The following is a 25,585-nucleotide window of genomic DNA, read 5'->3' on the forward strand; positions in this document are numbered from 1 at the left end:
TGGTCACTGAATACCCATTACAGTTCTATTAAAACAATTTCTTGGAGCTGAGGTGGTCACTGAGTGACCACTCACCAGAGAACTCTCTGAAATGGCATAATTTCAGTAGGAGATTCTCTCCCAGTCGAATAATTGCAGGGGTGGTACTATGACCTGCTTTGAGCAGGTCGAGGAAACTAGTGGCTTTGAGTCTCTCGACAGTGCGGTTGAATCCTACCTGAGTGAATTATCAAGTAGTGTACCAGACTCTACTTTTTGGTCACATCAAACTGTAATCACTAAACTCAGAGAGTGGATTTCAGAACCCAGTTCCTCTGAAGCCTGGTTGGAAAGTCACCAATTATGCCAATTTGTTGAAGACCTAGCAGAGAACACTGCTCAGGATATTACTACCATCTGTGGACATATAAACACATTAATAAATTTTCAATCATTCATCCACCAAGAAGATCCTATTATTCTCAAAGCAAGATTGCTCTTGGAGGTTGAGTCATCTAGCATACTAGTGTATGGCGAGATCGGTAAACACATTCTCGGCATCTCTACTGAGGTTAATTTCCAAAACCTATCCGATCGCCTTTCGCCGTTGGTCACCTACTTCCGTGAACGCCAGTTTGGTACTCGAGGCCACGCATATGTAGAACTCATACTTGATACATGTAGTCGACCAGGATGTGTGCGAAATCTCGAGCTTGAGGACTTCAATTCGGATAACGATACAGTCACAATCTCGATTCCAGAAACGCATCTCGTAAGCAGTGCCGGGCTCGTCACACAGAGAGTTGCAAATATTTCTCCAGAGACTTCTGAAGCCCTTGAAGAGTTCATAACCTATGGACGGAAAGAGCCAACAGCAGCCACTAATAGACCACTATTGACAACATCTCATGGAAGGGCGAGTGAATCGACACTTCGACGGGAAGTCAAACAAGCCAGTGGGAACGCAGACGAATATCCTCATGTATCGACTCCTCTTCCACACGATCAAGTTAGCTGCGTAGTGCCCAGTGAAATCTGGCAGTACTCAATTTTACAGCATCTGGAGGGACAATGAACGAGAATATTGTCCGTCTGTTATCGGAGATCGATGATCCAGAGACTATCGAGAAAGTGCTGGAACAAACGGATGTAAGCAGTATGTCCCACGAGAAAACCAATCGCAATGGATTTGCTCGAGCTACCCTCTCTGATCTCTACAAGCGATTTCTCTCGCGCAGGCAGAATCGGAGCCCGTCAACGCGGGCCCAATACAAGCGAACGATTCCTCAATTCGTTGAATTCGCAGAAGACAACGACATTACGAACCCAGTAGAAATTTCTTCACCGTTGGTTGATGCGTACGTCGACTACTTACAGTCGGAATATGACTCCGACGCAACGATCCTTACGTATACGAAGAACGCACGCACATGGCTTCGGTGGCTCAGCCAACGGGAACTATGCGACGAATCAATTTACAGGATCCTCGATAAGGAGGAACTCGGTCTGACTCCAAGAGCTCGTGACGAGGCGATTCCGGAATCTGAAGCCACAGGTCTCCTTCAACGACTCCGGCGACGTCGACGAGGTTCTGGTATGCATGCTCTCACAGAGGTTCTCTGGAACGGTGGACCACGTATTGGTGGCGTTCACTCTCTTGATGTCCCCGATTTTGATCCCGAGAAGAAAGAACTCCGCTTCCGTCATAGACCGGAAACAGGGACGAGGCTAAAGAATGGTAACAAAAACTCGAACACAGCTGGTGATGGTGAGCGAAACATCGTGATAAAAGACGAGGTCATAAGCGCAATTCAATTGTATATCGAGACAGAACGGCCAGACGTTACTGACGAGTACGGCCGAGAGCCGTTATTTGCGACAGAATACGGACGGGCTTCTCGGTCGACACTTCGTCGATGGGTGTACGAAGCTACGAGCTGTCGCTGGAATCCAAAAGATGCGGATGAGTGCTCGTGTGATGGTAGCTGTAATCCTGATTCAAGCGTATGCCCGGAGTCATATTACCCACATGCGATCCGTCGAGGATCGATTGTCAGCCATCTCAGCGGTGGCCTCAGGAGAGAACGAGCAAGCGAGCGATTTGATGTCTCTGTGAAGGTGATCAAGAAGCACTACGACCCTCGTACAGAACAAGACCGTCTCAACGATCGACGCGAAGCAGTCAAGCAGTCGTGGAATTGAGCTACGAGACTATTAGCTTAAAATGGCTCTGTCGAGGTCCATTTTTCATATGATACTCTCGTGAAACTGCTGCTCATTACATGTACGAATTGACTGAGGATTCCTACCAGATATGGATAGTGTTCGTAACTTCGTGCAAGATACAGAGCACAAATGAACTACTGATTCTGTTGGATCAACGAAAGTAGTGACTGCTCAATGTAGGGTGCCCTGGGTCCGGGTACATAGAACTTTTTTCATCGAAATCCAGTTATCCCGTTCCAAAACCTACATCGCCAGATAATTATTCAGTTCTCTCTTTCAATTCGAAGGAACTGACGCTTAATATCGTCGAATAACACATACTCGGACTGATCAGCAAGTACATCACGGAGCTTGAGATCAATCCGATCCTCGAAATCAACCTTGAAGCTCGAACCATCGCCGCCATCAGGCTGTGGGTGAGAAATTGCCTGCCATAACTCGTATTCGTTCCCATTAACCTGAACCATCTCACCATCTTCGAACTCAATTTCAACCGTTCCCTCTTCTTCCTCACCTGGTAACCGATCCTCTAACGTGTCACCCGTCGGGTCTCCGGATCTATCCAGAATTGGCAACTCCAGCTGCTCATGGATGCTGTAGAGGCCCTCCGAGAGCTTCATCCAATCCTGTGACTTGGGATCCTTCACAAAGACGTGATGACGGTAAGGACCGAACCGGTGAGTGAACGTCCCGTCTACGGATTTGATAGCGCCATCGGTGATCTGTGAGATTTCAAAGAGCTGAATACCACACTCTTTTGCGATCCGCTTCGCACCAGATCTGTATCCGCTTCGAGATACGTAAATACCTTTGTCTGCGTCGGAGTGTTCCAGATAAAAGGCGAAGCTCGCCAAATGATCTTTCTCCATCGGGCTATTTCGACCCTTACATTCCACGATGGCCGTGATCTCGTCTTCGCCGTCGCCTAACTGGAGATACACGTCCATCTGCTTGTAACCGAAGTCACACTCAAGATTGTGGTGGTGTCTCACCGTGTGGACATCCGAGATTTGTTGAAGTTTACTCTCAAGAATTGTTGCCGTAACTTCTTCGTACACATCTGAACGAAGACGCTCGGCGTTTCGTACGTGTTCGAAGAGACGCTCTACACCATCCTCGTTCATTACTCCACGGTATGAGAGCCGCCACCTTAACACATCGTGGCGAGCCGAGTACACTCTAAAAATGAGATTCCTCTCACAGACCCACGTAGCAGAAAACCGACGAACTGAATCCGTGAATCAAAATGGCCTCCGTGCTGAACTCAGGCTCTGTATTTAGCACATCGTTTTTGGAAGTCAACAGGGAGGCAAGAACTTGCCCTGGTCACGTTTATACTGATCGCAGAGGACTCCAAATATACTTCCTCATAGATATTTGATAGAGCTACTGAAACCTTAGTCGCTAAAAGAGGTACAGTGTATGAGGCGGATTCTGCGGCAAAGTCCTCCAGTGGGCTATACTAAATAGAACTTTTCTAACTATTTTTAGAGTTTATGTTCTTGTAGCGACTTTGGAGCCGATTTTAACGATAAGGATACACAACAAATACCTTTATCTCTGGGTAGATTTAGACTCTATGTATACTGAGCGGCTATGAGCCCAACAAATGAGCCAGAGATTCAAAGGAAGAGTCTATCGACGCGCGAATCCCGAACTCTCTCGCGACTTGCAAGCGAAGGACGGCAGATCATCACTATCGATGATATCGAGGATACACTGGACATTCCTCGAAAATCAGCGAAGGACATGGCGTACTCTCTCAAAGAGAAAGGCTGGTTGGAGCGTCTCACCCCCGGAAAGTACATGATCCTGCCGCTCTCTGCTGGAGAGAAGGCAGTATATACAGAACACGAGTTCGTCATTGCCTCAGCACTCGTGGATCCGATGTACGTCGGCTACTGGAGTGCGATGAATCATCACGGTCTGACGGAACAACTATCGCGGACAGTGTACCTTGTGACGACAGAACGAGTGCAACCACGCGAGATCCATGGTGTTGAGTATCGGCCGGTGTCGGTTACTGAGCAGAAATTCTTCGGCTATCAACCGTCAGCGGTCGGATCGACGCAGGTAAACATCGCCAGCATCGAAAAGACGCTCGTCGACTGCGCCGACCATCCCGAGTTCTGTGGTGGAATCGGCGAACTCGTCAAAGCGATGCAAAGAGCGACGGAAAAGCGTTGTTCGTGGGAAACCGTCGTCGAATATCTTCGCCAAGTTGGGAATGGTGCTGCAACGAAACGCATCGTCTACCTCGCTGACCAACTCGATATCGATCTCCCGGAGTACCGGGATCTCGTCGAGAATTTTACGACTGGATATCCACTTCTCGATCCAACTCGAGAAGCGACGGGTACCCGAGACAGCAAGTACCAGCTGCGGCTGAATGTAGAACCTGAAGCGTTCCTTCCAGACGACTTTGCATGATCACTGACACACGACTGAGGCAGTTAGCCAGAGAACTAGACGTTCGCCTGGGTTACGCGGAGAAGAATTACGTCAACTCGTGGATCCTGTGGGCGATCTATACCAGTTCGTATGGCGATAATTTGCTGTTCAAGGGCGGCACCGCTCTTAGCAAGCTCTACTTCCCAGAGACGTGGCGATATTCAGAAGATCTCGATCTCGGTGTCGAAGGGGGCTATCGGGGTAGCGAGGAGGAACTGGAGATGGCGTTAGACGACGCAGCAAGGCGATCCGGGATCGACTTCGAGGTTACCCAACATCGCGAGTTGCGGAATGAGGGTTATCCGACCCATTACGTCGACATCGACATCCAGTATAACGCCGTTCTTGGTCACAGGAATACGACGAGCTTGGACGTCATGATTGACGAGTTCGTAGCGTTCGATTCCGTGGAGCACACGCACCAGTATGAGGACACGCCTGAATTCATATTGACTGCGTACAGCCTCGAGGAGATTTTTGCAGAGAAACTGCGAGCGCTCTACCAGCGGTCACAAGCGCGTGACTACTACGACCTCTATCGGATGATTACAGAAGCCGACGTTGATGACTCTGTTATCGTGCCAGCCTTCACGAGGAAGTGTGAACACGACGGCTTGGAAATCAACCTCGAGGACGGACTTCCGAGCGAGAAGCGTGCTGAGATTCGTGATGGCTGGCAGAATACGCTCCCTGATCTCGTTGCCAATCTCCCCGAGTTCGATTCTGTCTATGAAATACTCGAGGACTATATTGAATCACTGGCGTAACTCTGCTATATTGAATCCGTCTGCTCGAGTGCGTTGATTGGCTCGCCAGTGAGATAAATTCGACCAGGGTAAAAGCCGCGTTTCGTGGAGGTCTGGGACTGGAACAACACGCTCGTGCTTACAGATCGTCACTCGTTTTTCCCTGGTTGTCCTCGAGGTCCATGATTAGGCGCTCGGCCTCTGCGTCGACGGTTGTCGAGTCTCGGGTTTCAGCAGTAGCCGGTTCGTCGTCTGGATTGATGCTCGGTAGTTCCTCTTCCCATCCTTCTTTGGCGTAGGCGTCGTCGTCCGGTGTAGAATCGAAGAGTCTAACGGCTGCGTCGAGCGATTCAAGTCGCTGCCGTAATACGTCTGCGCGATCGGGTTCGACGTAGTATACCCCGCTCGATCGACTGATAAGGTCCTTTTTAAAAAGACGCGCCATCGTTTTCGACGCGCTTGACTTGCTGATGTTGGTGTGGTCTGCGACCTCGAGAGGAGTGAATCCGTACTTCTGGTTGGCGACGAGGAAGCGAAGCGCTTCGTATTCGTTCGTATCAGGTTTGATTGGGAAGGGTTCGTCGTTCGTGAGTTCGTCAACGGGGATAGGCATTCTTGTCACTGCTTGTCACCGACTGCCATTGAGATTTTCGCCCGTGATCTTGACTGGATATTAGGGATTTCACCGACATATTCTCCGGAAAACCGACCTAACGCACAAGAACCTCTGCCATTAAGGTTCGTTGCTGCTTGATTCGCGAGTCTTCTCGGGACCAGGTTGAACGAAGCTATTCATAAATTCCTGATCAGCGTCCGTGAATGCGCCGAGTGGGGCCTCAATGTCCTCTGTCCGTCTCTTCCGAGAGCAATATTCCAGTTCGAATTTCGTGTAAGGACCCATCAGATAGGTGTAAAAACCGGATAGGACGGCTCAGTAAGCCGATCAAGAAGAACATCGCGCATCGGCATAGCATCTTAATCGCGCATAGAAGTCACTACTGATGAGATGGTTGATAATCTACCTGTTCGCTCTACACCCGATTTCCACCGCTCACAGCCTGAATCATAGAAGGTAACAGTCTGTACTTTCTTGATGAGCGAGCCCGTACCGGCTCATATGACAAGTAAACAGACGGGGGACGACGCGGACAACAATGCGGACGCGCAGCCGGTTTCTGACGTCACAGCCGAGTTATTTGAGGAGGTGACCCACATGAACTCGGCGACTACACCGACCGATTCAAGGCTGTGGCCCATCCACTCCGGTTCACCATCCTCTACCGATTACGTGATGTCGATGGGATGAATGCGAAAGAGCTCTCTGCGCTTACCGGTCGGAGTGGGAACGCCCTCCACACGCATCTTAACACGCTCGTGGACGCCAACCTTGTGACGAATTGGAAGCAAACCAATCCCAACAAGCATCAACCCTACTCCTATTATGCGATCAGCGGCCAGGGGGCACAACTCATCGACCTCGCAGTTGAGTCACTCAGGCACGAACAGGATGTCCTTGAGACTTATCAGTAATAGTAGCTGAAAATACACCAATTCTATTTAACTCGGTAGTAGGACCACCCCCGATATCGGTACATAAGGATGCTTATTGACGACTCCCACCCTCTGATATTATGAGACCAGTCTGTGGAGTGACAGTACTAATAGGGACTGATACGCGCTTTGTATCTTGCAAAGGTGTAACGAACTATTGATTTTCTGTCGGTAGGTGCGTGCGAGATACAGAGAGTGGGCCTTGTTTAGACGCAGCAGGAATCGGCTCTAACGCTTCGTTCTCAACGTGTGAATCTGTACCGTGAGGTGCTCTCTACTGCGTTCTGCTCAGCCGAAATGACTCCTGGACCGCCCATTCGGGAGCGTCTAAACAAAGCCGTGGAATTGTATATAGGATGTTACTGCATCGGATCATCAAACAAGTCTGATTGTATCACCTCTACATCGATTTTAGAGTTGTCAACAATATCACCCACTACATCTGGGAAATAGCTATCAGCAGTTGGCGAAATGTATACTGATTCGACCAATTCATTGACATCAATAGATATTTCGAGGCCTGGATCATATGGCCATTCTACTCCATCACTTGTGATTGTAGGAGCCCCCTCAGTAGCGGATTGTAAATAATTAGATATAACAACCCTATATTCCTTTTCGTAGTCAAAGCTATTTCTCTTGTGGTAAACCGGTGCAGAAATACCACGGGGCATAGTTTCCTCATAATCAGTATATTCTACTTTGCCAAACCGAAACGAGATATAATCAGTTCCTCGCCGTTTATCAGTGATAGCGGCTCGAAGGTTACTTGCCCTAGTCTTAATTGCAACTCCCTTATTACCTTCAACGAATTTTTCCCATAAAGCTACTGACTGATGTGGGCTATTCGTCCAACAGTTGACATATGAAGACAGGTTTCCTGCTTTTGCTTTTTTGAGGGCCTCTTCCTCGGAAAGGTCAAACCAATCAACATGCATTTCAGCAATTTTCTTAGCCGTCTTCTCTGAATAGACACCCTCATACGGATCATCGAAATTTGTGACATGGTTGAACCACAGGTACTCATCCTCTAATATTGTATATAGTTTCGAGAGGTCCATATACTTCCATAATGTATCGTCATCATCTTCATTAATATCATTAGGACACCAATTTTCGCGTTCTGGCTTTTCTAAGTCGAAATCCCCAATATTATCGTGTCGTTCAGGTTGGAAAATATGATCGTGGTCCTCAATACGATCTGTATGTTCCTCCATATTGGTTATTCTGAGCTACATGATGTTAGCTTAAGGGATATAATCTTACAAGACTCAGTTACTATAACTCAAAAAACAGGAATATGGTTTCTAATCGATACATGTGAGTATAACCATAGTGCAGAGAGTGTATTCAGCAGATTGAGATCATTTGTTCCGGATGATTCGACCTGAATCACCTGCTCGTTAAATATGCTTCCTGACCTCAAACTTGGATAGTACACAACATCTATTTACTGACAGTATAATTGTATGATATGGATCTCTACAACAAAGACATTGACCCATTTGGCCATAGGCCAATTACCTCGGTAACGGCGAGAGACGTGCTCTCAAACCCACGATGGGCATATTTGTTATTTGAGCTTGGCGTCATCAATAACCAGGATTCCTCCCAAACAGCCGATGGGCTGGCAGACCAGTTGGAATTAGCCCCCGAAACAGTTTCTGAAGATTTAGATGCGCTGGCGGACCGAGACGCTGTTAGTGTAACATCCGAATCACCTCCACGCTATCGATCAAAGGGGAGTCATTTTTACGCAGAAAACTGGGTAGAACTCCCCGACCGTGAGCGTGTTGAGTATATTCCGAAGGTTATGTTTGGTGCTATCGGATACGGATATATCGATCCAACGGTACAGCAGGTGATTGACGAGTATGGGTATGGGAAGTTTCATGCAGCCGCCAGCATCTATGAAGCCGCTATCCTCGATGGAGAGTTAGATTATTCATTTGGAGAAATGTTCCCAAGTATACCCCACCGTGATTTAGCTCCGATCAAGCGGGCGTATAAATACGCATATGGCCGCCTTTCCGTGGACCCACTCTGGGGGAAGACGTACGATATCGAGTGTACGACTGAAGAGTAACCGAACTCTCGCTATCAGAACCGTAGTGACCGATTCGCGCTCTGTATTTAGCACGACTCGTCGAACACCATCTGTAACTGGAAAGAGTCACAGCGGTAGATACGTACCTGTAGTGTGCAGTGGTTTCGCGGGGTTTAGTATTTAAAGAAAAGGATTTCAACAGAGCGGGAGGGTTCTATGCTACGGTCCTCCAGATAGCAATAATGAGCAGAAATATTACCAATTGGTTTTCTAAAGGAATAGTATATGGCTACCCCAGAGCCTCAGACACTCCAAGACATCTACAACCGGGCAGAATACTTCCTCGGGCAAGCAAAAGAAACCGAAACCGACGACGAAGTTCGGTGGAACCTGAGCGCCTTCCTTACGGCAGTCTACTCCTTAGAGGGCGTGCTTCGAGACGAATTCAATATCAAGAATTGGATCTCCAAGCAGAAGAACTTAGATCTATATGAATATATCCGTGAAAACCGAACTGTGACAGATCACGTTGGAGCCCCAGCTACATATCCGACGGCTCGTCCTGCTCTTACAACTCGGTATGGTTCTGGTGATGGTCGCGGTTTCATCTTTGAAGCACCGAACACACCGGGCGATAGGAACATCCATACCAGTCAAATCGAATTAGAGAAGCCGCCTCGAGGAGCTCTTTCCGGAGAGTCCATTTCACCGGAAGATAGAGAAAAGCGACACAAAGATCAGACCAGTTCTAATGACCACACCATAGAGTCTGCATTGGTTTTCCATGACTTGCCTAATCAACCGGTTCCAGAGCAGTATAACGGAGTTCCTGCAATAGAGGTTTGCTGTGACTACCTTAGCCTGCTACAGGACTACCTGAACGATTGGAGAGAAATATCAACGACCAAAAATAGTGAGGTTTAAAAACTGATCGCAGGGAAACCTCAAACAGGTTATTTGGTAACTCTATCACTGGGCCAATCAGAAATCATAGTGCTAATTGGTCCAGTGCTTTTTGAATGGATTCTCTGGGACCTGTTCGATGACACCCCCTTCCCCATGTGCTGGGAAGTAAGAATCCCCATGGGTAGTCTCACTTCCCACCTTAGGACGATAACAACGATTGCATCCCTATCTGAAGAGATCATATAACGTTTACATGGCTACTGTATAGCGGTCTCTAGTAAGATTAACAACCAGTTCTGGACACTATGTCCGAACTCAACTGCTAATTACTCACTTCACACCAACCATGACAAGCGTTCTATGACTTCCACTTACTAATAGCAAAATAGGTTACCGGTAGTTGTTCACATCTTCGACATTATACATCTGGAGGGGTATGTAAACGAGGTATTCGGTTCGTTTCTGTATCTTCTCGATCGAACGGTTACTGTTTGAATCTACGATACACTACGTCATCTTGTAGGCACTATCCATCTGGAAGGTACTGTCGGCGTTGTTCGAGTTTTTCTCGAGCAGACCGTTGATCATAATGTCGCTCCAGTACATCCATGCCAACGTCCATCCGATCACTTACTATGCGTTCAGGGGTATCTGATTGAAGATGATGCGTGATGGATCCCCGACGAACGGGATGCGGGCTCAGTGCTGACGGACACTTGTGAGCATACTCCGTCGGACGCGCTTCGCACTCGTCGATATCGCGGTTGTGTGGGCACTTGTTCTCGTATACACACGGGCGCGTATACTGGTATGCGATTGTTCGTCCCCGATTACGGCTGAGCCGACTGCGCTTCGTCGCAAATAGCGGAGTTCGATCATGGTCATCGACTACCCCTGGATGGTTGACCTCGAGCCAGTCGTCCAGTACCAGACAGACACGATCATTCAACGCAACCAGTCGCTCACTTTTCGAGCCGTTCTTGAGAGAGGTTCCCTCGTCTGGTCTGTGTACTAGAGCCAGGTATTGATCATCGGATCTGTAGTCCTCGACATCGATTCCGGTTGCAGCACCGATTCGAAGCCCAGTGTGCCAGAGTACTTCGAGCAGCGCGTGCTCGAGTCTTGCATAGCGATATCGCTCGAGATAGTCCAGGACCTTCTGAGCGCGATCTCTGCTGAGTAACTCGTCGCGTGCGTCGTCAGCTGTGGTCGTCGGCAGGATAATTTTCTCATCGAGTCCTGCTTGCACTGCATCGATACTCACACAGAACCGGAGGAAGACACGTAAGGTCGCCAGTTGTCCTTTCATGGATGCAGTGGCGAGTTCGTCTTCGTTCCGTCGCTTGACTCGGAATCTGTGGATATCGCGTGCGGAGAACTCGTTCAGGTTGTCAATCTCCTCGTTTTCACACCACTGTACGAACTGCTTGAGCCGGTAGTCATGTGATTGCAGGGTTGCATCGGCGAGTTCCTGTTGCCGTTCATCGAGGTACATCTGCTTGGCCGTCTCCGGGCCAAGCGGTTCGAGTTCGGTTGTCATGTCGTCTCACTCACGAAGGCAGAAGACAGCAATCTCTGAACAAGCGTGTTAGCGCTTGTCTGCTCGCCTAACAGCTAGCTGATGGCCCCGAAGATTCTGGATAATCCCCGTCAGGGCCCATCCGAATTCTGGATGAGTGAGATCCAAGGGAAGACGTCGGGATATATTTAAACGGCGCGTCGTTCGCCGTTTAGAGTCAGTTCAGATTGTGAACGGGGGTCAACGTTGTCAGGTGGTCGCTAAGAGCCAAAGCACAGTCTTGGTGTATAGTTGTTTCGTGCAATCTTGGTAAGTCGAGAGCCAAGTTCGAAACCTGACTTAATAGTCATTTGTTCTCATCCAAGCAGTGACCCCGTAGATCGGTGAAGATGCGCCGAAACTCGAGAGCGGGCAGTTTATGCGATCTAAGCGTACCTACGATGTCAGAGCTTGGCCAATTGGCGGGCAGAGTCTTGACAGGATTTATGATGTAATGCTGTCTCGAGTTAGGAAACTATGACCAACGGCCGCCGGATGTCCACCGATCGATTCTACGGTGGGATCGAGAATCGCTTGGAGATCCTTTTCGATTTCCTCTCTCTGCTGAACAAGCCCGACGCAGAAGATGGAGGGGTATCTAGTGAAAGGATCGTCAATTGGATTCTCACCAACACGAATGCAGAAGAGCAAAGTGCCGTCGAACGCCACCTGAGTTTCATCGAGTCAATCGGTCTAATCGAGAGCGAGGGCGGTCGTTACAAACTCACTCGAATTGGTAAATGCTATTTGAGGGATCGAGATTCACTAGTTTTATACAACTTCCTACGTACCGGAGTCAAAGGATTTGATACGATCGTCCGCACGTTAGCGATTGAACCGCGAACCGACGACGAGTTGATGGAGCTGCTGGTCTCCGAGTTCGAGGAGTGCAACATGGGAACATCCGCGGTGGCGAAGCGCCATCGAGAATGGTTGCAGGCGATCGGATACGTCGAACGGATCGATGATCGAAACCGCCTTACCGATTCGGGGGAAGCAGTAGCGGACCAACTTCGAGGCGTGTCTTCTCTTACCCTCGAACCCGGCTCGATCTACGAGCGGACAGAGTTACACTCGAGGTACGGGGGGAGCAGACAGAGCGGAATAGCGCCGTCGCGCGACGAACCGGTCGTCTTCCTTTTCACGGGTGGGTCCGGGGAGGAATACGGCTACCGAGATAAAATTCGGTCTGACGGGACGGCGATCTACACCGGTGAGGGCCAGGTCGGCGACATGGAAATGAAACGCGGGAACCGGGTGATACGAGATCACGTCGAGGAGAGGAGAGAGCTCCACCTATTCTCGATGGAGGACGCTGGGGTGCGATACATCGGCCAGTACCTGTATGTGGGACACTTCTTCGAGGAACTGCCCGATGCAAACGGAGACCCAAGAGAGGCGATTCGGTTCGACCTCTCGCCAGTCGGGGAAGTAGCCACTCCCGATTCATTCGAGAACGCTCGTAACGAAGACGTGAAAACGCTGGAAGCGGATCCTGATCGAATAGACGATCCCATCGTCTACCAGGTCCCTGTGAAGACCGGCGACGGCCCGATCCGAAACAATTTCGACCGAACGATCATCGAAGGCGTCGACCGAGACCGGATCGAGGCAGTCTACGACCCGCCGGGTGACCACAAAACGCTCCGCATCTGGGGGAATCAGGCAAACGAACCAGCAGAGGAAGGTGACTACCTGCTGTTCGCCGATCGCGACGGACGACATGACGGCGAGTACACGAACCTAGCCCGCGTCGCTCATGCGACAGTCCTGGACGATGAGACGGCCACTGCGTTCACGGACGCCGTGAGCTGGGGCGAGGTCACCGACAGGATCTTCCCCCACGTCATGTTCCTCGAGCCGGTATACGAGGCTGACTGCGACCGCGCATCCGTCTGGGACACGCTCGGTTACAGCGGATGGCCGAACGACACCTACAGCGCCATCAACTTCGACCGCCGCGATGGGAACTTTTCTGAGGAGTACGACTCGGTCCAAGCGTTTGTCGAGGAGATCCAGGGACGACAACGGTATCCAGAACCATCCATACCAGTGTACGACTCGCTCTCGGCGGCCTGTGACGACGTTCGAACGAAACGATCGCGAGACGACAACCGTCTGACCGCCCGCATCGGCGAGGCGGTCATCGAGGACTGGTCTCGAGCGCTCGAAGGATTCCGGCCGTCCGACGAAGTATCACCGGCGAGAGCAGCGACGTTCGACCAGGTTCGGATGGTCTACGAGTTCATGGAAGCCGATCTTGAGACCGCGGCCACCGATCTCGGCACAGGGACGCTCCACCCCTTCACGGACGCCCAGACGCTGTTCCTCGCCGTGGTGCGCAACGCACAGGATGATCTTGGCGTCCCTGGTGGACCGCTCAACCAACCCAGATTGAACAGCATCTTCCACGACAGCTACACCATCGATGAACCGGACGAGCCAGAACCCCCGACGGAAACCAGTCATCCCGTCGTCGATCACCTCCGAAACGGACAGCCAACCGTCTACAAGTTCACCGCCCCGCCGGAGTACTGGCTGTCGTCAGTAGAGTATGGCTCGGTCTCGTTCGAGGATCGACACCGTGATCGGTGGAAGGAGATCGAAGAAGGGGACGTTGCCTTACTCCACTCCCGTGCAGAACCGTCGATCGACGAGTTCGAAGAACAACGCGCCGGGCTGATCGGTGTCGTTATCCTTGGAACGAAGTTCGAAAAAGCCGATCCTTGGTGGTTAGACGAACACGAGGCCGACAGGGAGTTTTCGATGATCGCCAGCTTCGACCGGCTGTTTCTCACCAGCGAGATCGACGACATCGACACCAGCCTCGGTATCGATGAAAAGGACCGGTCGACGATTAACCGTGAACTCAGTGCGCTCGCTGCAAACTGCCTGCCGATCGAGAGAGCCAACGCGATCTGCTCGGACATCGCTGAGGCCGCGTTCCCCGCGCAGGGGATGTTCGCACGATTCCGCACTGACGACGACGGGGTCGATTACGACCGACCGCGAGCCCTGATCGAGGCGATGGCCAACGATCTCTCCGAAGTCGCTACCGTGAACCTCCACAAACCCTTCGAGGGGACCCTCACCGAGCACAAAGACGAGATTCTCGGGGGACTTCACTTCCCTGGAAATCAGGGCCACGAAATCCTCGAGACCATCGAAACGGCCCTCAACGCGGGCAAACACGTCTTGCTGACGGGACCGCCGGGGACCGGCAAGACCGAAATTGCCGAACGGGTCTGCGAGTACCTCGCTGATCGACACCCCTACCTCTTCTCAAATTCCGAAATGACCACGGCCACTGCCGACTGGTCGACGTTCGACACTGTGGGCGGCTACATGCCGACCGAATCCGACGAGACCGACGGTGACCTCTCGTTCACGCCGGGGATCGTGCTCAACCGGCTCAAAAACAACCGAACGGGCGTCCAATCGAACGAACTCACCATCATCGACGAACTCAACCGCGCGGATATCGACAAGGCGTTCGGCCAGCTGTTCACGTTGCTCTCGGGGCAGTCGGTCCAATTGCCGTACACCGTCGAGGGCGAAGAGGTCGAGCTGACTACCTATGAAGACGTCGACGGATCCGCGGAGCCACACCAGTACGTCGTCTCCAACTCGTGGCGCATCTTCGCCACGATGAACGCCTACGACAAGACCTCGCTCTACGAGATGAGCTACGCGTTCATGCGCCGGTTCGCGTTCGTTCGCGTGCCGGCGCCGGAGTTCCCTGAGGGCGATTCACAAGAGGAGACGCTCGAAGTCGAACGGACCGTGAAAGACTACGCCGACGAATGGGGACTCTCCCCCGATCGGAATGAGCGGATGGCAATCGGCAACGTCTGGCGAAAAGCCAATCACGCCGTCGACGAGCGCGCCATCGGGCCGGCGATCATTGAGGACGTCCTTCGGTACGTTACCCACCACGAAGACGAGATAGATCGTCCGCTCACAAAGGCCGTTATCAGTTACATCCTACCGCAGTTGGAAGGCGTCCCGAGGCGGGATACGATCGTTCGAAAGATCGCCGACGTCGACGAAATCGAGCGAGACTGCCTCGAACGAGCCGCCCAGGAGATGCTCCAGATTCAGCTCAGCCAGAATGAATAGAGACGAACTCCTCGCAGAACTCACTGAGGACATCCTGACCTACGCGATGCACGGGTCGTTCCCTCAAGGCGAGGTCGCCAAATCGATCAAGCCGAAGACCCTCGACGAGCGCTTCGAAGAGTACGAACTCCTGCTTGATCTCCACTTTGTACTCCAGCAAGAGGTCGTCGACTTCGTCGAGGCGCTTCCGGAACGCCTCCGGAGCATCCGCACGGAAACCAGAAACGTCTCGCGGACCCGGCGCGGCACCGTCGACGGCCGGATCAACTGGGGAGCCACCGTCAAGCAGCGCTACTCGGAGCACCCGCGGGACCGATCCATCTTCGTCTGCGACAACCGATCGGAGAACTACGACATACCGGAGAACCTCGTCCTCAAGAAGCTCGTCTCGGTGATCCACCGGACCACTCGCGAGGCGGAGGAGTACCTGCGACAGGACTACGACTGGGTGACCGACACGTGGAAGGAAAACGGCGAGTTGATCGACGATCTCCAGCGCGTCGTCGAGCGGAACGTCCATATTCGGCGGATCCGCAAGCCGGACGCCTACGAGCCGACCGAGCGAATGCTGACCACAGCGGCCAACTCGCGACACGAGATCTACCAGGACGCCGCGAAACTCCTCCGGACACGTCGACGCCTTTTCCGCGGTGAATCGGACGCGATCCGGCGACTCCTCGACGAGACAGCCATCGCCCCGGACGATACGGAGACGCTTTTCGAACTCTTCGTCCTCTTTCGCTTCGTCGCGACGCTCGAGGATCTCCGGAAGACCCGACCAAACTTCCAGACCATCCGCTCCGGTCGGCAGGAAGTCGCCCGCTTCGAGGGGGAAACGGAGCTCGTCCTGTATCACGACACCGCCGGCGGCGACCAGGGTCTCAATTTCGTCGCTGTTCCGGACGAGGACAAAGACGAAAAAGCCCTCTCTCGCACGGAACAAGTGCAACTTGTCGCCCAGGAGGTCGCGGAGAACTACTTCGGGAAGAAGTACCGGAACACCACTGGCCGCCCCGACGTGATCGTCCTCGAGATCATCGCCGGGGACGATGACCGCGAGTACCTCATCACCGAGGTCAAAAACAGCACTCGCGAGAAGACGATCCGGCAGGGAATCAAAGAGACGCTCGAGTACATCGCTTTCCTGCGCGTCAACGAAGAATTCGTCTTCGGATCTAGGGAGGACGCCGACGTCAGGGATGTTGATGTGGCTGACATCGATGAAAGCTACTTCGGCGACGGTTGGAACGGCATGCTGGTCGTCCAGGACCTGGATCGCGAGACATCGTCGCTCGACGAGCAAGGGGACAACGAGATTGTCATCTTGCAGGCTTCGGAGTTGCGAGACAACTTGGAGCCGGTGCTCCTGCAGGCGGTCGATGGACTCAACGAGTGACGGCCCATCAGGTAATGAAATCGTGGAGCGCGGTCTCCTCGAGCCGGTCGGCCACGTCCCGCGAGAAGAGGCCGGCCCTGACCCCCAGGTCGTACACCTCCGTGTGGCGCTGACCGGCGACGTCGTAGCCCTTCTCCTCGACGTAGAACTGAATCGAGCGTTCGATCGCGACGAACGAACTCTCGATGATGACCGTGAAGTGGCCGTTCCGATCGAGGAGGAAACCGGCGGCGTGAAGGAGGCGACACGCCTTCCGCAACTGGAGGACGGCCGGATCGGAGACGTGCTCGAGTCCGACCTCCGGATTCTCGGGTTTTCGCTGAAACGCGTCCTCCGCGTCCGCGAGCGCCGCCTCGAGTTCCTTCGAGGTCATTCGCCCACCTCGAAGACGTCTCGCTTCACCCGCCGGAACGTCTCGCTCTCGACAAGGGGAATCCCCTCCTGCAAGATCGGCCGCAAATCTTCGCCGCGCTTGCGGGCGCTCTCGGGCGACTCGACGAAGACCTCGAACTCGTATCGATCGCCGTCAATCGGTTCGTCCTCCAAGTCTCGAACGACGTCCGAGACGGTTCGTCGCGCCGAAACCGGATCCTCGTCCTCGTCGACGAGGACGAAGACGTCGACGTCGCTCGCGCGGTCCGCCTCGCCGCGCGCCACGCTGCCGAAGCAGAGGATTCCAGCGATCGAGGGCACTTCGTCGTCGACTCGTTCGACGAATCGTCCGAGCGGCTCACGAAACTCCGCCTGAGGGATTTCGAGAAGCGGGTCGTCGGAGTCGAGAAGCCGGCGTTCGTCGATCCGGTAGAGGGTCCGATTCCCGACGTCGCGCCTGACGATGAGTCCCATCGCCTCAAGGAGCGCGAGGGCCTTCGAGACGCTGGGACCGCCGTAGCCGGTCAGTTGCTGGAGATCTCGGTTCGAGAACTCCTCGGTCGGGTTGCGAGCGAGTATCTCGAGGGCTTCGTCCATCGCCGCGTACCGAAAGACCTGCTCGTCCGGGAGCGGGAGTCGTACTTCGACGGCCATACGTTACATCTCTTGTAACGCGTTATACTGTATATGTCTGCCGATCGACTGAAGGATTTCAATCCGCCTCGGCGCGAACTTCCAAACGGCCAAGCGATTCCGTTCGGTTACGACAAAGACGCCGACGTTCGAGACAGGTAGGTGAGTGCCGAGCTCAACGTCCTGAAAGGACTCGGTCACCTGGACATGGTGGACGTGTTTTCGATACGTACACGAGTGCGGGGGAATTAAAGGATACGAGCTGGAAATCGAAACGGTTCGACCACGTCTTCACTTCGTCGTCGCTCCGTCCGATCCGGTGCTATTGCGAGTCGGTCGATTGTAGCGACCACGCGCCGATCATCGCCGAACTCGAGGTCTGAGGTCGATCGACGCGTCGGTCCAGAATCGGTTTACTCGCTCCCGCTTGAGACGGGATGCGAATGGGAATCGGTTCGCGTTCCCTGTGCCGAGATCGTGGTCGTTAGATGTTGCCCAGATACGTCCTGCACTGCCGTGACGCTCACCAACAGTGGGGAATTGCCATCAGCCGCCATCCGTGAAATCGAATCCTGGCCGAACCGTATTCGGCTGATAGTCGGGGAACGAATCACTCGAAACGCCCCTTTTTTGTTTCGGGGTGTTTGAATCGGAGCCGAACCATACCAGTCGGCATGAGTTCACGTTTTGGGAACCACCGATCGGTACGTCACCGTCCCGACTAGATGTCCGTGCTCGCTTTCAATTCGGCGCGGTCGACCTCGAGCAGGCCGTAGAGATACCCGAATCCGACCGCGGCGGTGAAGACGAAGATTGCGATGAGCTGTTTCGCTTTCGGGACCGACGGCCGTCGGAACAGCTCCGAGAGTCGGTCGGGGACGAACTGTACCATGAGCTGTTTTAGGTAGTCGTTCTTGTCCCCCGACGCCTCGGGCAACAGGACGTCCATGATCCGTTTCGAGTAACCCTGCCAGAACGACCGAAAGACGAGCCATCGGAACTCACCGCGGTAGTCGAACAGTTTGTGGTTGACGACCGCGTCGGTGTTGTAAATCACGCCCTTTCCGTACCGGTTTGCCATCCGGATACAGACCGGCGCTTCGTGGGCCTGAACGTGGCGATCACCTTTCCGGCCCGTGTTCTCGTCGTAGCCGCCGACGTTCAAGAAGACGTTCCGTCGAAACGAAATGTTCGATCCGTACGTGTTGCGAAGCTCCTCCATGTGCTCGCCCATGCCGCGTTCGTCACAGCCGACGAGCCAGTAGAACTCCGCGGGGAAGAAGTCGGGCTTTTCGGTGATCCAGTCGGGTTTCGCGTGGCCGCCGACTGCGATCGCGTCGGTTTCGTCGTAGACGCGAGCCAGTTCCTCGATCCAGTCGGCCTCCGCAACGGCGTCGTCGTCGATGAACGCCACGACCTCGCCGGTCGCGATCTCCGCTCCGCGGGTCCGACTGTAGGAGATTCCCTGGTTATCGTCGTTACAGTGGAGAACGACGCCCGCGCTGTCCCCGTAGTCCGCCCGAACGCGATCGAAGACGTCGTCGTTGCCGTCGACGACGACGACGACCTCGAGCGGATCGTACGTCTGTGCGAGAACGCTGTCGACACAGTCGGAGAAGACGTCGTAGCGGTCCATCGCGTACGTACAGATGACGACGGAGACCTTCATCGTCCGCTCGATTACCGTGGCCGGCGAATAAGGTTTTCTGTCGGCGGGGCGGAGCCCGCGTTCGAAACTGGCCTCACCGTCCGGGCTCCCAGTTTCGGACGGCGACCGTCTCGCCGGCGGGGATGCCTTCGCGGCCTTCGTCGACGACCACCCAGCCGTCAGCGAGCGCGACGCTCGAGAGGATGCCGGAGCCGCTCGCTCGGGTCGGCACTGCCGTGACCGCCGGTTCGTCGTCGGTCTCGGTCGCTCCTCGTTTGTCGTCCGGCTCTCGTGCTCCTCGCTCGTCGTTTCTCTCCTGCAGTTGCACCCGCGCGAACGTACGGCTACCCGGCTCGCTCGGAATCTTCCGCTCGAGTGTCGCTCGCGTGGTCGGGTGTGGCTTCGGTGTCGTCCCCTCGAGCCAGGCGAGCGCCGGTCGGAGGAACTGGACGGCGTTAACGATGCAGGCGACGGGATAGCCCGGCAGCGCGAGGACCGGCGTCTCCTCGACGAGACCGAGACAGATCGGGTGGCCGGGTTTGAGGCCGACGCCGTGGACGAGCACCTCGCCGAGCTCGTCGATCACCTCCGGGAGGAGGTCACGTTTGCCGACCGACGAGCCGCCGGTCGTGACGACGACGTCGGTGGTCAGGTCGCGCTGGATCGCGACCCGTAGGGAGTCGGGATCGTCCGTCACGACGTCGCGGCAAGTGACTCGAGCGCCCCAGCGTTCGGCCAGTCTGGAGACGGTGAGTCCGTTGGTTTCGATCACTTCGCCGGGTTCGGGATCGTTCGTGACGAGTTCCTCGCCCGTCGGGACGACGCCGACCGTCGGTTGGGCCGCGACCGAGACGCTGGCGTAGCCCGTCGAGCGCAGGAGACCGAGATCCGAGGGGCGGAGCCGGTGGCCCTCGTCGTAGAGGTGCTGGTCCTCCTCGACGTCCTCTCCGATCGGCGCGACGTTTTCACCCTCCGCGACCGCGTCGTCCACCTCGAGTTCGCCGGCCGAGGGCAGTTCGGTCACTCGTTCGATTTTCACCACGGCGTCGGCTCCGTCGGGCAGCGCGCTTCCGGTGTGAACCCGTGCGGCGGTTCCGGGATCGACGCTGGCGTCGCCGCCGATTCCCTCGGTGATCCGGAGTACTTCGGGGGACCGCTCGCTTGCGCCGAACGTATCCGACGCCTGAACGGCGTAGCCGTCCATCGCGGCGCGCCGGTAGTGGGGAACGTTCCGGGCCGACGCCACGGGCGAAGCGAGCACGCGTCCGTCGGCTCGCTCGAGATCTATGCGTTCGGTTCCCGTCAGTGGCGACCCCGCGCGATCGTCTTCGACGTCGCCGTCCCCGCCCCCGCCCGCGAGGATCGCCTCCCGAAGGGTCCGTCGCGCCTCGTCGACCGATGTCCGGACTTTGAATCCGGACTCGGTGCGTTCGCTGTCGGCTCCTTTCATACCCTGACTCGAGTCGTCCGAGGCCAAAAGCGTAGGGGAGTCGTCGATCGGTCAGAACCCGTGACGTTCTCACCGGGCGGTGACGTGGATCCCCGCGGGTCAGCCTCCTCCTCTGGTTATCGGGTGAGCGGTTGGTTGTAACTTCGTTCGCGCTCCATCACGACCGTCCACGTCCGCTCGCACTCGCAGGAGACTTGCTCGAAGACCGAAGGGTCCTGTCGGAGGCCGAAGTCTTTGATCGCCTTCTGGACGAGGTCGTCGCACTCCCCACAGTTGTGCGGGCCGCGGTCTGAGCCGTGACCGACCGGATCCGAGACGACGATCGCGTCGACGTCGGCGGTCTCGCGGAGGACGTGTGCGACCGACCAGAGCCACGGCGGTCGGTAGCCGTCGTTGAAATAGAGGTCGTCGACCATGGTGTATCGCTGGACGTTGCAGGGGTTCATCGAGACGGTGTGACAGCCCTCGACGGCGCTACAGCGTTCGACCGACGAGACCATGTCCTCGACCGCTTCGGATTCGGTGAGAAACGGCGGTTTCATCAGGAGATAGGCCTTGATCCCGGCGGCTGCGGACTCTCGTTCGTCATCCGCGGCGACCGCCTCGGCACAGGCGTCCTCGAAGTCTGTAAAGTCGAAGTATTTGTTCACGCAGTCGTGACGAACGCGATCGCTGGCCGTCTCGAGGCCGATCGCCACGTCGGTATCGAGACCGTGACGGGTGAACTCGGAGAGCTTCTCGCGGTCGACGAAGTCCGGGAGCGATTCGACGACCATCCGCTCGCGATCGGAAAAGGCGTCCGCGATCGCTCGACGGGTTCGTCCGCTCACCTCGCGCTCGTCGAGGAAGGAGCCGGAGGTGTAGATCTTGATGAGTTCCGCCGGCTCCGTCGCGTTTTCGGCTTCGTGCTCGAGGCAAACGTCGATCTGGTCCAGCAACGCCTCGTGGCTGACGGAGCCGCCGTCGACGCTTTCTGCGACGTACCCGCACATCGTACAGCCGCCGGCGCGCGCCCAGCGACAGCCGCCGGTGTTCAAAATTATCGTGAGGCTGGTTTTGACGCCGTTCGGCGTGTTGTCCTCGTCGAGCCAGACACGGGTCGGCTCGTGAGGGTCATAGCTCGCCTCTTTCCGGGACCGAATCTCCCGCATCACCTGATTGTGGGCGTCCATGCCCTTGCCCTGCTCGTAGACGCCGGGCGTGGGTTTACTCATCGTGTAGGGAAAGCGTGCGAGCGCCTAAAGCGCCTTCGTTGAGACTCCATCCCCGTTACAGACGCTTCGCTGAGTTCATTCCGCGTACAGACGCTCGAGCCACGCTTGCAGAGACACGGTCCCGTTTGCAGAGATTCGAGTACCGCTCGCAGATGCTCGCGCTCCGGGCGTGTCGTCGCCGGTTGTCGGGGACTCGTCGTCATCCCTTGCCCACCCCAGTATTCGATAATTGTCGATAGTAACCATCGTCCCCTGTTAGTGGTCCGGTGAAACAACGACTGCGTCTCAGCACCAACGTAACGGTTTGTAACGAAAAATACCCCATGGACGTACATTCTTCACGAAAGATCCTTGGTAATGTATAGCAAAGGCTTTAGGGTCGGTAGAGCAAATTTCCGGTACGGTTGGCCCACTGGCCACTGATTTACCTATGAGCGACGACGAACTCATCTGGCGAATCGCAGGCGGTTCCGGAGACGGGATCGACTCGACGAGCCAGAATTTCGCAAAAGCGCTGATGCGCTCGGGGCTCAACGTATTTACACACCGCCACTATCCGTCCCGGATTCGCGGCGGCCACACCTACGTCGAGATCCGAGCCGCTGAAAACGAAGTACAGTCACGCGGAGACGGCTACAATTTCCTGTTGGCCCTTGGCGACTCTTTCGCCCGGAACCCACAGGAAGAAGCCTACTACGGCAACGAAGAGATCAAGCCACTCTCGGAGAACCTGGACGAGCTCCGAGACGGCGGAATCATCGTCTACGACGAGGGACTCGTCGACGAGGACGAAGTCGCTGACCTCGATCTGGAAAAGCGCGCCGAAGAGAACGATTGGCACGTCTTCCCGGTGGATCTCCGCGGCCTCGCGAAAGAACACGGCCGCGAAGTCATGCGAAACACCGCTGGCGTCGGCGTCACCGCCGCGTTGCTCGATATGGATCTCGAGCACATCGAGGATCTGATGGCAGACGCGATGGGTGGCGACGTCCTCGAGGCGAACCTCGATATCCTCCACGAGGCCTACGAGACGACGAGCGAAGAGTACGACTTCGAACACGACCTCCGCGCACCCGTCGGTGACCACGACACAGAGCAGGCGCTGTTGTCGGGTTCGAACGCGATCGCCTACGGCGCGATCGACGCCGGCTGTCGGTTCATCGCCGGCTATCCGATGACGCCGTGGACGGATGTCTTTACGATCCTGAGTCAGAACTTCCCCGATATGGGCGGGGTCTCAGAGCAGGTCGAAGACGAGATCGCCGCCGCGGCGCTCGCGGTCGGTGCGAGCCACGCCGGTGTCAAAGCCATGTCCGGGTCCTCAGGCGGCGGATTCGCGCTGATGAGCGAACCGCTCGGACTCGCAGAGATGACCGAGACGCCGCTCGTTCTCGTCGAATCAATGCGTGCCGGTCCCTCGACCGGAATGCCGACCAAGCCCGAGCAGGCCGATCTCGAGTTCGTCCTCTATACGAGTCAGGGGGACTCCCAGCGCGTCGTCTTCGCGCCCGGAAACATCGAAGAAGCCTACGAACAGACGCGTCTGGCGTTCGAAATCGCCTGGGACTACCAGATCCCCGCGATCATCATCTACGACCAGAAGCTCTCGGGCGAAAACGCCAACGTCGACGTCGAGTTCTTCGACCGCGAGCCGAAACCGGATCTCGGTGCGACGCTGACCGAAGAAGAACTCAAAGAGGCCGCACACGACAACTCCGGAAAGTTCCAGCGCTTCCAACACGAGGGCGAAAACGGCGTCAGTCCGCGCTCGCTCCCCGGCCAGAAGGGGGGACGGTTCCTCGCGACCGGGAACGAACACAGCCCGGTCGGTCACATCGAGGAGGATCCGGACAACCGCGTCAATCAGATGGATCGGCGCCTCGAGAAACTCGAGGCCATCCGCACCGAACTCGACGACGAGTACGAGTCCACGCAGACGTACTTCGGTGACGACGACGCCGACTACGGCATCGTCACGTGGGGCTCGAGCCAGGGTGCCGTCGAGGAAGCAGTCGCTCGACTGAACGAGCAGGGCCACTCGGTCAAGGGACTCAGCGTCTCCGACATGTTGCCGTTCCCGAAGACGGAAGTCACCGAGTTCTTAGAGAGCGTCGACGAGGCGATGGTCGTCGAGATGAACGCGACCGCCCAGTTCCGCGGCCACATCCAGCGCGAACTCGGTCGCTTCGGTGAGAAGCTGACGAGCCTGCTCAAGTACAACGGCAATCCGTTCGAACCCGCCGAAGTCGTCGAAGGCTACGAGGTCAACATCGCCGACGAAGAGCGCGAACCGACCGCACAGGTTCGAATCGAACCAGCAGCAGGTGACTAACAATGAGTGCATTCAATGCGATCGGTGACGAGCGAGAGATCGACCGGGACGAGTTCACCCCCGGTGTCGAACCGCAGCCGACCTGGTGTCCGGGCTGTGGCGACTTCGGCGTCCTGAAGGCGCTGAAGCAGGCACTCCCGGAAGCCGGCAAGACGCCCGAGGAAGTGCTGACCGTCACCGGGATCGGCTGTTCCGGCAAGCTGAACAGCTATCTCGACACGTACGGCTTCCATACGATTCACGGCCGTTCGCTGCCCGTGGCTCGAGCCGCCAAACTCGCGAACCCCGAACTCGAGGTTATCGCCGCCGGCGGTGACGGCGACGGCTACGGTATCGGTGGAAACCACTGGATCCACACGGCTCGTGAGAACCACGACATGACCTACATCGTGTTCAACAACGAGATCTTCGGGTTGACGAAGGGCCAGACCTCTCCGACCAGCCCGAAGGGGCACAAGTCGAAGACCCAGCCGTCGGGCAGCGCCAAGACGCCGCTTCGACCGCTGTCGATGTCGCTCAACGCCGGTGCGAGCTACGTCGCACGCACCGCCGCGGTCAACCCGAACCAGGCCAAAGAGATCATCAAGGAGGCCATCGAGCACGACGGCTTCGCCCACATCGACTTCCTGACGCAGTGTCCGACCTGGAACAAGGACGCACGCCAGTACGTCCCCTACGTCGACGTCCAGGAGTCCGACGACTACGACTTCGACGTCCACGATCGGAAGGAAGGCGCCGAGATGATGCGCGAGACGGAGGACGTCCTCAACGAGGGAACCGTCCTGACGGGTCGGTACTTCGTCGACGACGACCGACCGTCTTACCAACAGGAGAAGAAAGCGGTCGGTGAGATGCCAGAAGAACCGCTTGCCGAACGCTACTTCGACGACGACGCCGAGTGGGAACGGAGCTACGACCTCCTCGAGCGCCACACCTAATCGCGTCGAGTTTGAGCGA

At 55.4% G+C, this 25,585-nt stretch carries 20 protein-coding genes; 11 read left to right on the forward strand and 9 right to left on the reverse strand.

Going from position 1 to position 25,585, the window contains the following annotated elements; all coding sequences use genetic code 11:
* The first annotated feature begins 148 nt into the window (after positions 1-148).
* Both EA462_RS00990 and EA462_RS00995 read left to right on the forward strand, forming a co-directional pair.
* Positions 149-1,054: a site-specific integrase gene (locus tag EA462_RS00990; protein ID WP_124176712.1), complete on the forward strand. Its 906-nt coding sequence runs from the start codon at positions 149-151 to the stop codon at positions 1,052-1,054.
* Positions 1,051-2,181, forward strand: a complete 1,131-nt coding sequence (locus tag EA462_RS00995; protein ID WP_124176713.1) for a tyrosine-type recombinase/integrase — start codon at positions 1,051-1,053, stop codon at positions 2,179-2,181. The genes EA462_RS00990 and EA462_RS00995 overlap by 4 nt, the downstream gene beginning before the upstream one ends.
* 287 nt (positions 2,182-2,468) lie before the next feature.
* On the opposite strand, the gene EA462_RS01000 is transcribed toward EA462_RS00995, so the two are convergent.
* Positions 2,469-3,329: a restriction endonuclease gene (locus EA462_RS01000; RefSeq protein ID WP_124176714.1), complete on the reverse strand. Its 861-nt coding sequence runs from the start codon at positions 3,327-3,329 to the stop codon at positions 2,469-2,471.
* Between the two features lie 472 nt (positions 3,330-3,801).
* Here EA462_RS01000 and EA462_RS01005 point away from each other — a divergent pair, with 472 nt between their 5' ends.
* Both EA462_RS01005 and EA462_RS01010 read left to right on the forward strand, forming a co-directional pair.
* Complete coding sequence (locus EA462_RS01005; protein ID WP_124176715.1) at positions 3,802-4,635, forward strand: type IV toxin-antitoxin system AbiEi family antitoxin domain-containing protein; 834 nt, start codon at positions 3,802-3,804, stop codon at positions 4,633-4,635.
* On the forward strand, positions 4,632-5,423 hold the full coding sequence (locus EA462_RS01010; RefSeq protein ID WP_124176716.1) for a nucleotidyl transferase AbiEii/AbiGii toxin family protein: 792 nt from the start codon (positions 4,632-4,634) through the stop codon (positions 5,421-5,423). The genes EA462_RS01005 and EA462_RS01010 overlap by 4 nt, the downstream gene beginning before the upstream one ends.
* Positions 5,424-5,541: 118 nt before the next feature.
* Here EA462_RS01010 and EA462_RS01015 read toward each other — a convergent pair whose 3' ends face one another.
* Positions 5,542-6,015 (reverse strand): MarR family transcriptional regulator, encoded by a 474-nt coding sequence (locus EA462_RS01015; RefSeq protein ID WP_124176717.1) that lies wholly within the window; start codon positions 6,013-6,015, stop codon positions 5,542-5,544.
* 689 nt (positions 6,016-6,704) lie between these two features.
* Between EA462_RS01015 and EA462_RS17850 the strand changes: the two genes are divergently transcribed.
* Positions 6,705-6,932: an ArsR family transcriptional regulator gene (locus EA462_RS17850; RefSeq protein ID WP_394341811.1), complete on the forward strand. Its 228-nt coding sequence runs from the start codon at positions 6,705-6,707 to the stop codon at positions 6,930-6,932.
* A 380-nt stretch (positions 6,933-7,312) separates the two neighbouring features.
* On the opposite strand, the gene EA462_RS01025 is transcribed toward EA462_RS17850, so the two are convergent.
* Positions 7,313-8,170: a hypothetical protein gene (locus tag EA462_RS01025; protein ID WP_124176718.1), complete on the reverse strand. Its 858-nt coding sequence runs from the start codon at positions 8,168-8,170 to the stop codon at positions 7,313-7,315.
* A gap of 257 nt (positions 8,171-8,427) precedes the next feature.
* Here EA462_RS01025 and EA462_RS01030 point away from each other — a divergent pair, with 257 nt between their 5' ends.
* Both EA462_RS01030 and EA462_RS01035 read left to right on the forward strand, forming a co-directional pair.
* Positions 8,428-9,039, forward strand: a complete 612-nt coding sequence (locus tag EA462_RS01030) for a hypothetical protein (protein ID WP_124176719.1) — start codon at positions 8,428-8,430, stop codon at positions 9,037-9,039.
* Between the two features lie 246 nt (positions 9,040-9,285).
* Positions 9,286-9,924: a hypothetical protein gene (locus tag EA462_RS01035; protein ID WP_124176720.1), complete on the forward strand. Its 639-nt coding sequence runs from the start codon at positions 9,286-9,288 to the stop codon at positions 9,922-9,924.
* A 508-nt stretch (positions 9,925-10,432) separates the two neighbouring features.
* Here EA462_RS01035 and EA462_RS01040 read toward each other — a convergent pair.
* Positions 10,433-11,446, reverse strand: a complete 1,014-nt coding sequence (locus tag EA462_RS01040) for a tyrosine-type recombinase/integrase (protein ID WP_124176721.1) — start codon at positions 11,444-11,446, stop codon at positions 10,433-10,435.
* 876 nt (positions 11,447-12,322) lie between these two features.
* Here EA462_RS01040 and EA462_RS01045 point away from each other — a divergent pair.
* Both EA462_RS01045 and EA462_RS01050 read left to right on the forward strand, forming a co-directional pair.
* Entirely contained in the window at positions 12,323-15,583 is a 3,261-nt protein-coding gene (locus EA462_RS01045) for an AAA family ATPase (protein WP_243641334.1), read from the forward strand.
* A complete protein-coding gene (locus EA462_RS01050) occupies positions 15,576-16,979 on the forward strand; it encodes a hypothetical protein (RefSeq protein WP_124176723.1) in 1,404 nt (467 codons plus the stop codon). The genes EA462_RS01045 and EA462_RS01050 overlap by 8 nt, the downstream gene beginning before the upstream one ends.
* 7 nt (positions 16,980-16,986) lie before the next feature.
* Here EA462_RS01050 and EA462_RS01055 read toward each other — a convergent pair whose 3' ends face one another.
* The 5 genes from EA462_RS01055 to EA462_RS01075 form a co-directional block, all read right to left on the reverse strand.
* Positions 16,987-17,352 (reverse strand): hypothetical protein, encoded by a 366-nt coding sequence (locus EA462_RS01055; protein ID WP_243641335.1) that lies wholly within the window; start codon positions 17,350-17,352, stop codon positions 16,987-16,989.
* On the reverse strand, positions 17,349-18,005 hold the full coding sequence (locus EA462_RS01060; RefSeq protein ID WP_124176724.1) for a nucleotidyltransferase domain-containing protein: 657 nt from the start codon (positions 18,003-18,005) through the stop codon (positions 17,349-17,351). Before EA462_RS01060 ends, EA462_RS01055 begins: the two co-directional genes overlap by 4 nt.
* Before the next feature lie 700 nt (positions 18,006-18,705).
* A complete protein-coding gene (gene aglG / locus EA462_RS01065; RefSeq protein WP_124176725.1) occupies positions 18,706-19,653 on the reverse strand; it encodes a glucosyl-dolichyl phosphate glucuronosyltransferase in 948 nt (315 codons plus the stop codon).
* 73 nt (positions 19,654-19,726) lie between these two features.
* Entirely contained in the window at positions 19,727-21,082 is a 1,356-nt protein-coding gene (locus tag EA462_RS01070; RefSeq protein ID WP_124176726.1) for a molybdopterin molybdotransferase MoeA, read from the reverse strand.
* Positions 21,083-21,198: 116 nt separating this feature from the next.
* Entirely contained in the window at positions 21,199-22,296 is a 1,098-nt protein-coding gene (locus EA462_RS01075) for an archaeosine biosynthesis radical SAM protein RaSEA (RefSeq protein ID WP_124176727.1), read from the reverse strand.
* Between the two features lie 430 nt (positions 22,297-22,726).
* Between EA462_RS01075 and EA462_RS01080 the strand changes: the two genes are divergently transcribed.
* Together EA462_RS01080 and EA462_RS01085 are read left to right on the forward strand one after the other, a co-directional pair.
* Positions 22,727-24,628, forward strand: coding sequence for a 2-oxoacid:acceptor oxidoreductase subunit alpha (locus tag EA462_RS01080; protein WP_124176728.1), 1,902 nt, complete (start codon positions 22,727-22,729; stop codon positions 24,626-24,628).
* Positions 24,629-24,630: 2 nt separating this feature from the next.
* On the forward strand, positions 24,631-25,566 hold the full coding sequence (locus EA462_RS01085) for a thiamine pyrophosphate-dependent enzyme (RefSeq protein ID WP_124176729.1): 936 nt from the start codon (positions 24,631-24,633) through the stop codon (positions 25,564-25,566).
* The last annotated feature ends 19 nt before the right edge of the window (positions 25,567-25,585 follow it).

It is taken from the genome of Natrarchaeobius halalkaliphilus (genome assembly GCF_003841485.1).
Lineage (GTDB): Archaea > Halobacteriota > Halobacteria > Halobacteriales > Natrialbaceae > Natrarchaeobius > Natrarchaeobius halalkaliphilus.

Coding starts and splice junctions, on each gene's coding strand:
- EA462_RS00990 (WP_124176712.1), top strand. CDS start 149: ATGACCTGCTTTGAGCAGGTCGAGGAAACTAGTGGCTTTGAGTCTCTC.
- EA462_RS00995 (WP_124176713.1), top strand. CDS start 1,051: ATGAACGAGAATATTGTCCGTCTGTTATCGGAGATCGATGATCCAGAG.
- EA462_RS01000 (WP_124176714.1), bottom strand. CDS start 3,329: ATGAACGAGGATGGTGTAGAGCGTCTCTTCGAACACGTACGAAACGCC.
- EA462_RS01005 (WP_124176715.1), top strand. CDS start 3,802: ATGAGCCCAACAAATGAGCCAGAGATTCAAAGGAAGAGTCTATCGACG.
- EA462_RS01010 (WP_124176716.1), top strand. CDS start 4,632: ATGATCACTGACACACGACTGAGGCAGTTAGCCAGAGAACTAGACGTT.
- EA462_RS01015 (WP_124176717.1), bottom strand. CDS start 6,015: ATGCCTATCCCCGTTGACGAACTCACGAACGACGAACCCTTCCCAATC.
- EA462_RS17850 (WP_394341811.1), top strand. CDS start 6,705: ATGAATGCGAAAGAGCTCTCTGCGCTTACCGGTCGGAGTGGGAACGCC.
- EA462_RS01025 (WP_124176718.1), bottom strand. CDS start 8,170: ATGGAGGAACATACAGATCGTATTGAGGACCACGATCATATTTTCCAA.
- EA462_RS01030 (WP_124176719.1), top strand. CDS start 8,428: ATGGATCTCTACAACAAAGACATTGACCCATTTGGCCATAGGCCAATT.
- EA462_RS01035 (WP_124176720.1), top strand. CDS start 9,286: ATGGCTACCCCAGAGCCTCAGACACTCCAAGACATCTACAACCGGGCA.
- EA462_RS01040 (WP_124176721.1), bottom strand. CDS start 11,446: ATGACAACCGAACTCGAACCGCTTGGCCCGGAGACGGCCAAGCAGATG.
- EA462_RS01045 (WP_243641334.1), top strand. CDS start 12,323: ATGGAGCTGCTGGTCTCCGAGTTCGAGGAGTGCAACATGGGAACATCC.
- EA462_RS01050 (WP_124176723.1), top strand. CDS start 15,576: ATGAATAGAGACGAACTCCTCGCAGAACTCACTGAGGACATCCTGACC.
- EA462_RS01055 (WP_243641335.1), bottom strand. CDS start 17,352: ATGACCTCGAAGGAACTCGAGGCGGCGCTCGCGGACGCGGAGGACGCG.
- EA462_RS01060 (WP_124176724.1), bottom strand. CDS start 18,005: ATGGCCGTCGAAGTACGACTCCCGCTCCCGGACGAGCAGGTCTTTCGG.
- aglG (WP_124176725.1), bottom strand. CDS start 19,653: ATGAAGGTCTCCGTCGTCATCTGTACGTACGCGATGGACCGCTACGAC.
- EA462_RS01070 (WP_124176726.1), bottom strand. CDS start 21,082: ATGAAAGGAGCCGACAGCGAACGCACCGAGTCCGGATTCAAAGTCCGG.
- EA462_RS01075 (WP_124176727.1), bottom strand. CDS start 22,296: ATGAGTAAACCCACGCCCGGCGTCTACGAGCAGGGCAAGGGCATGGAC.
- EA462_RS01080 (WP_124176728.1), top strand. CDS start 22,727: ATGAGCGACGACGAACTCATCTGGCGAATCGCAGGCGGTTCCGGAGAC.
- EA462_RS01085 (WP_124176729.1), top strand. CDS start 24,631: ATGAGTGCATTCAATGCGATCGGTGACGAGCGAGAGATCGACCGGGAC.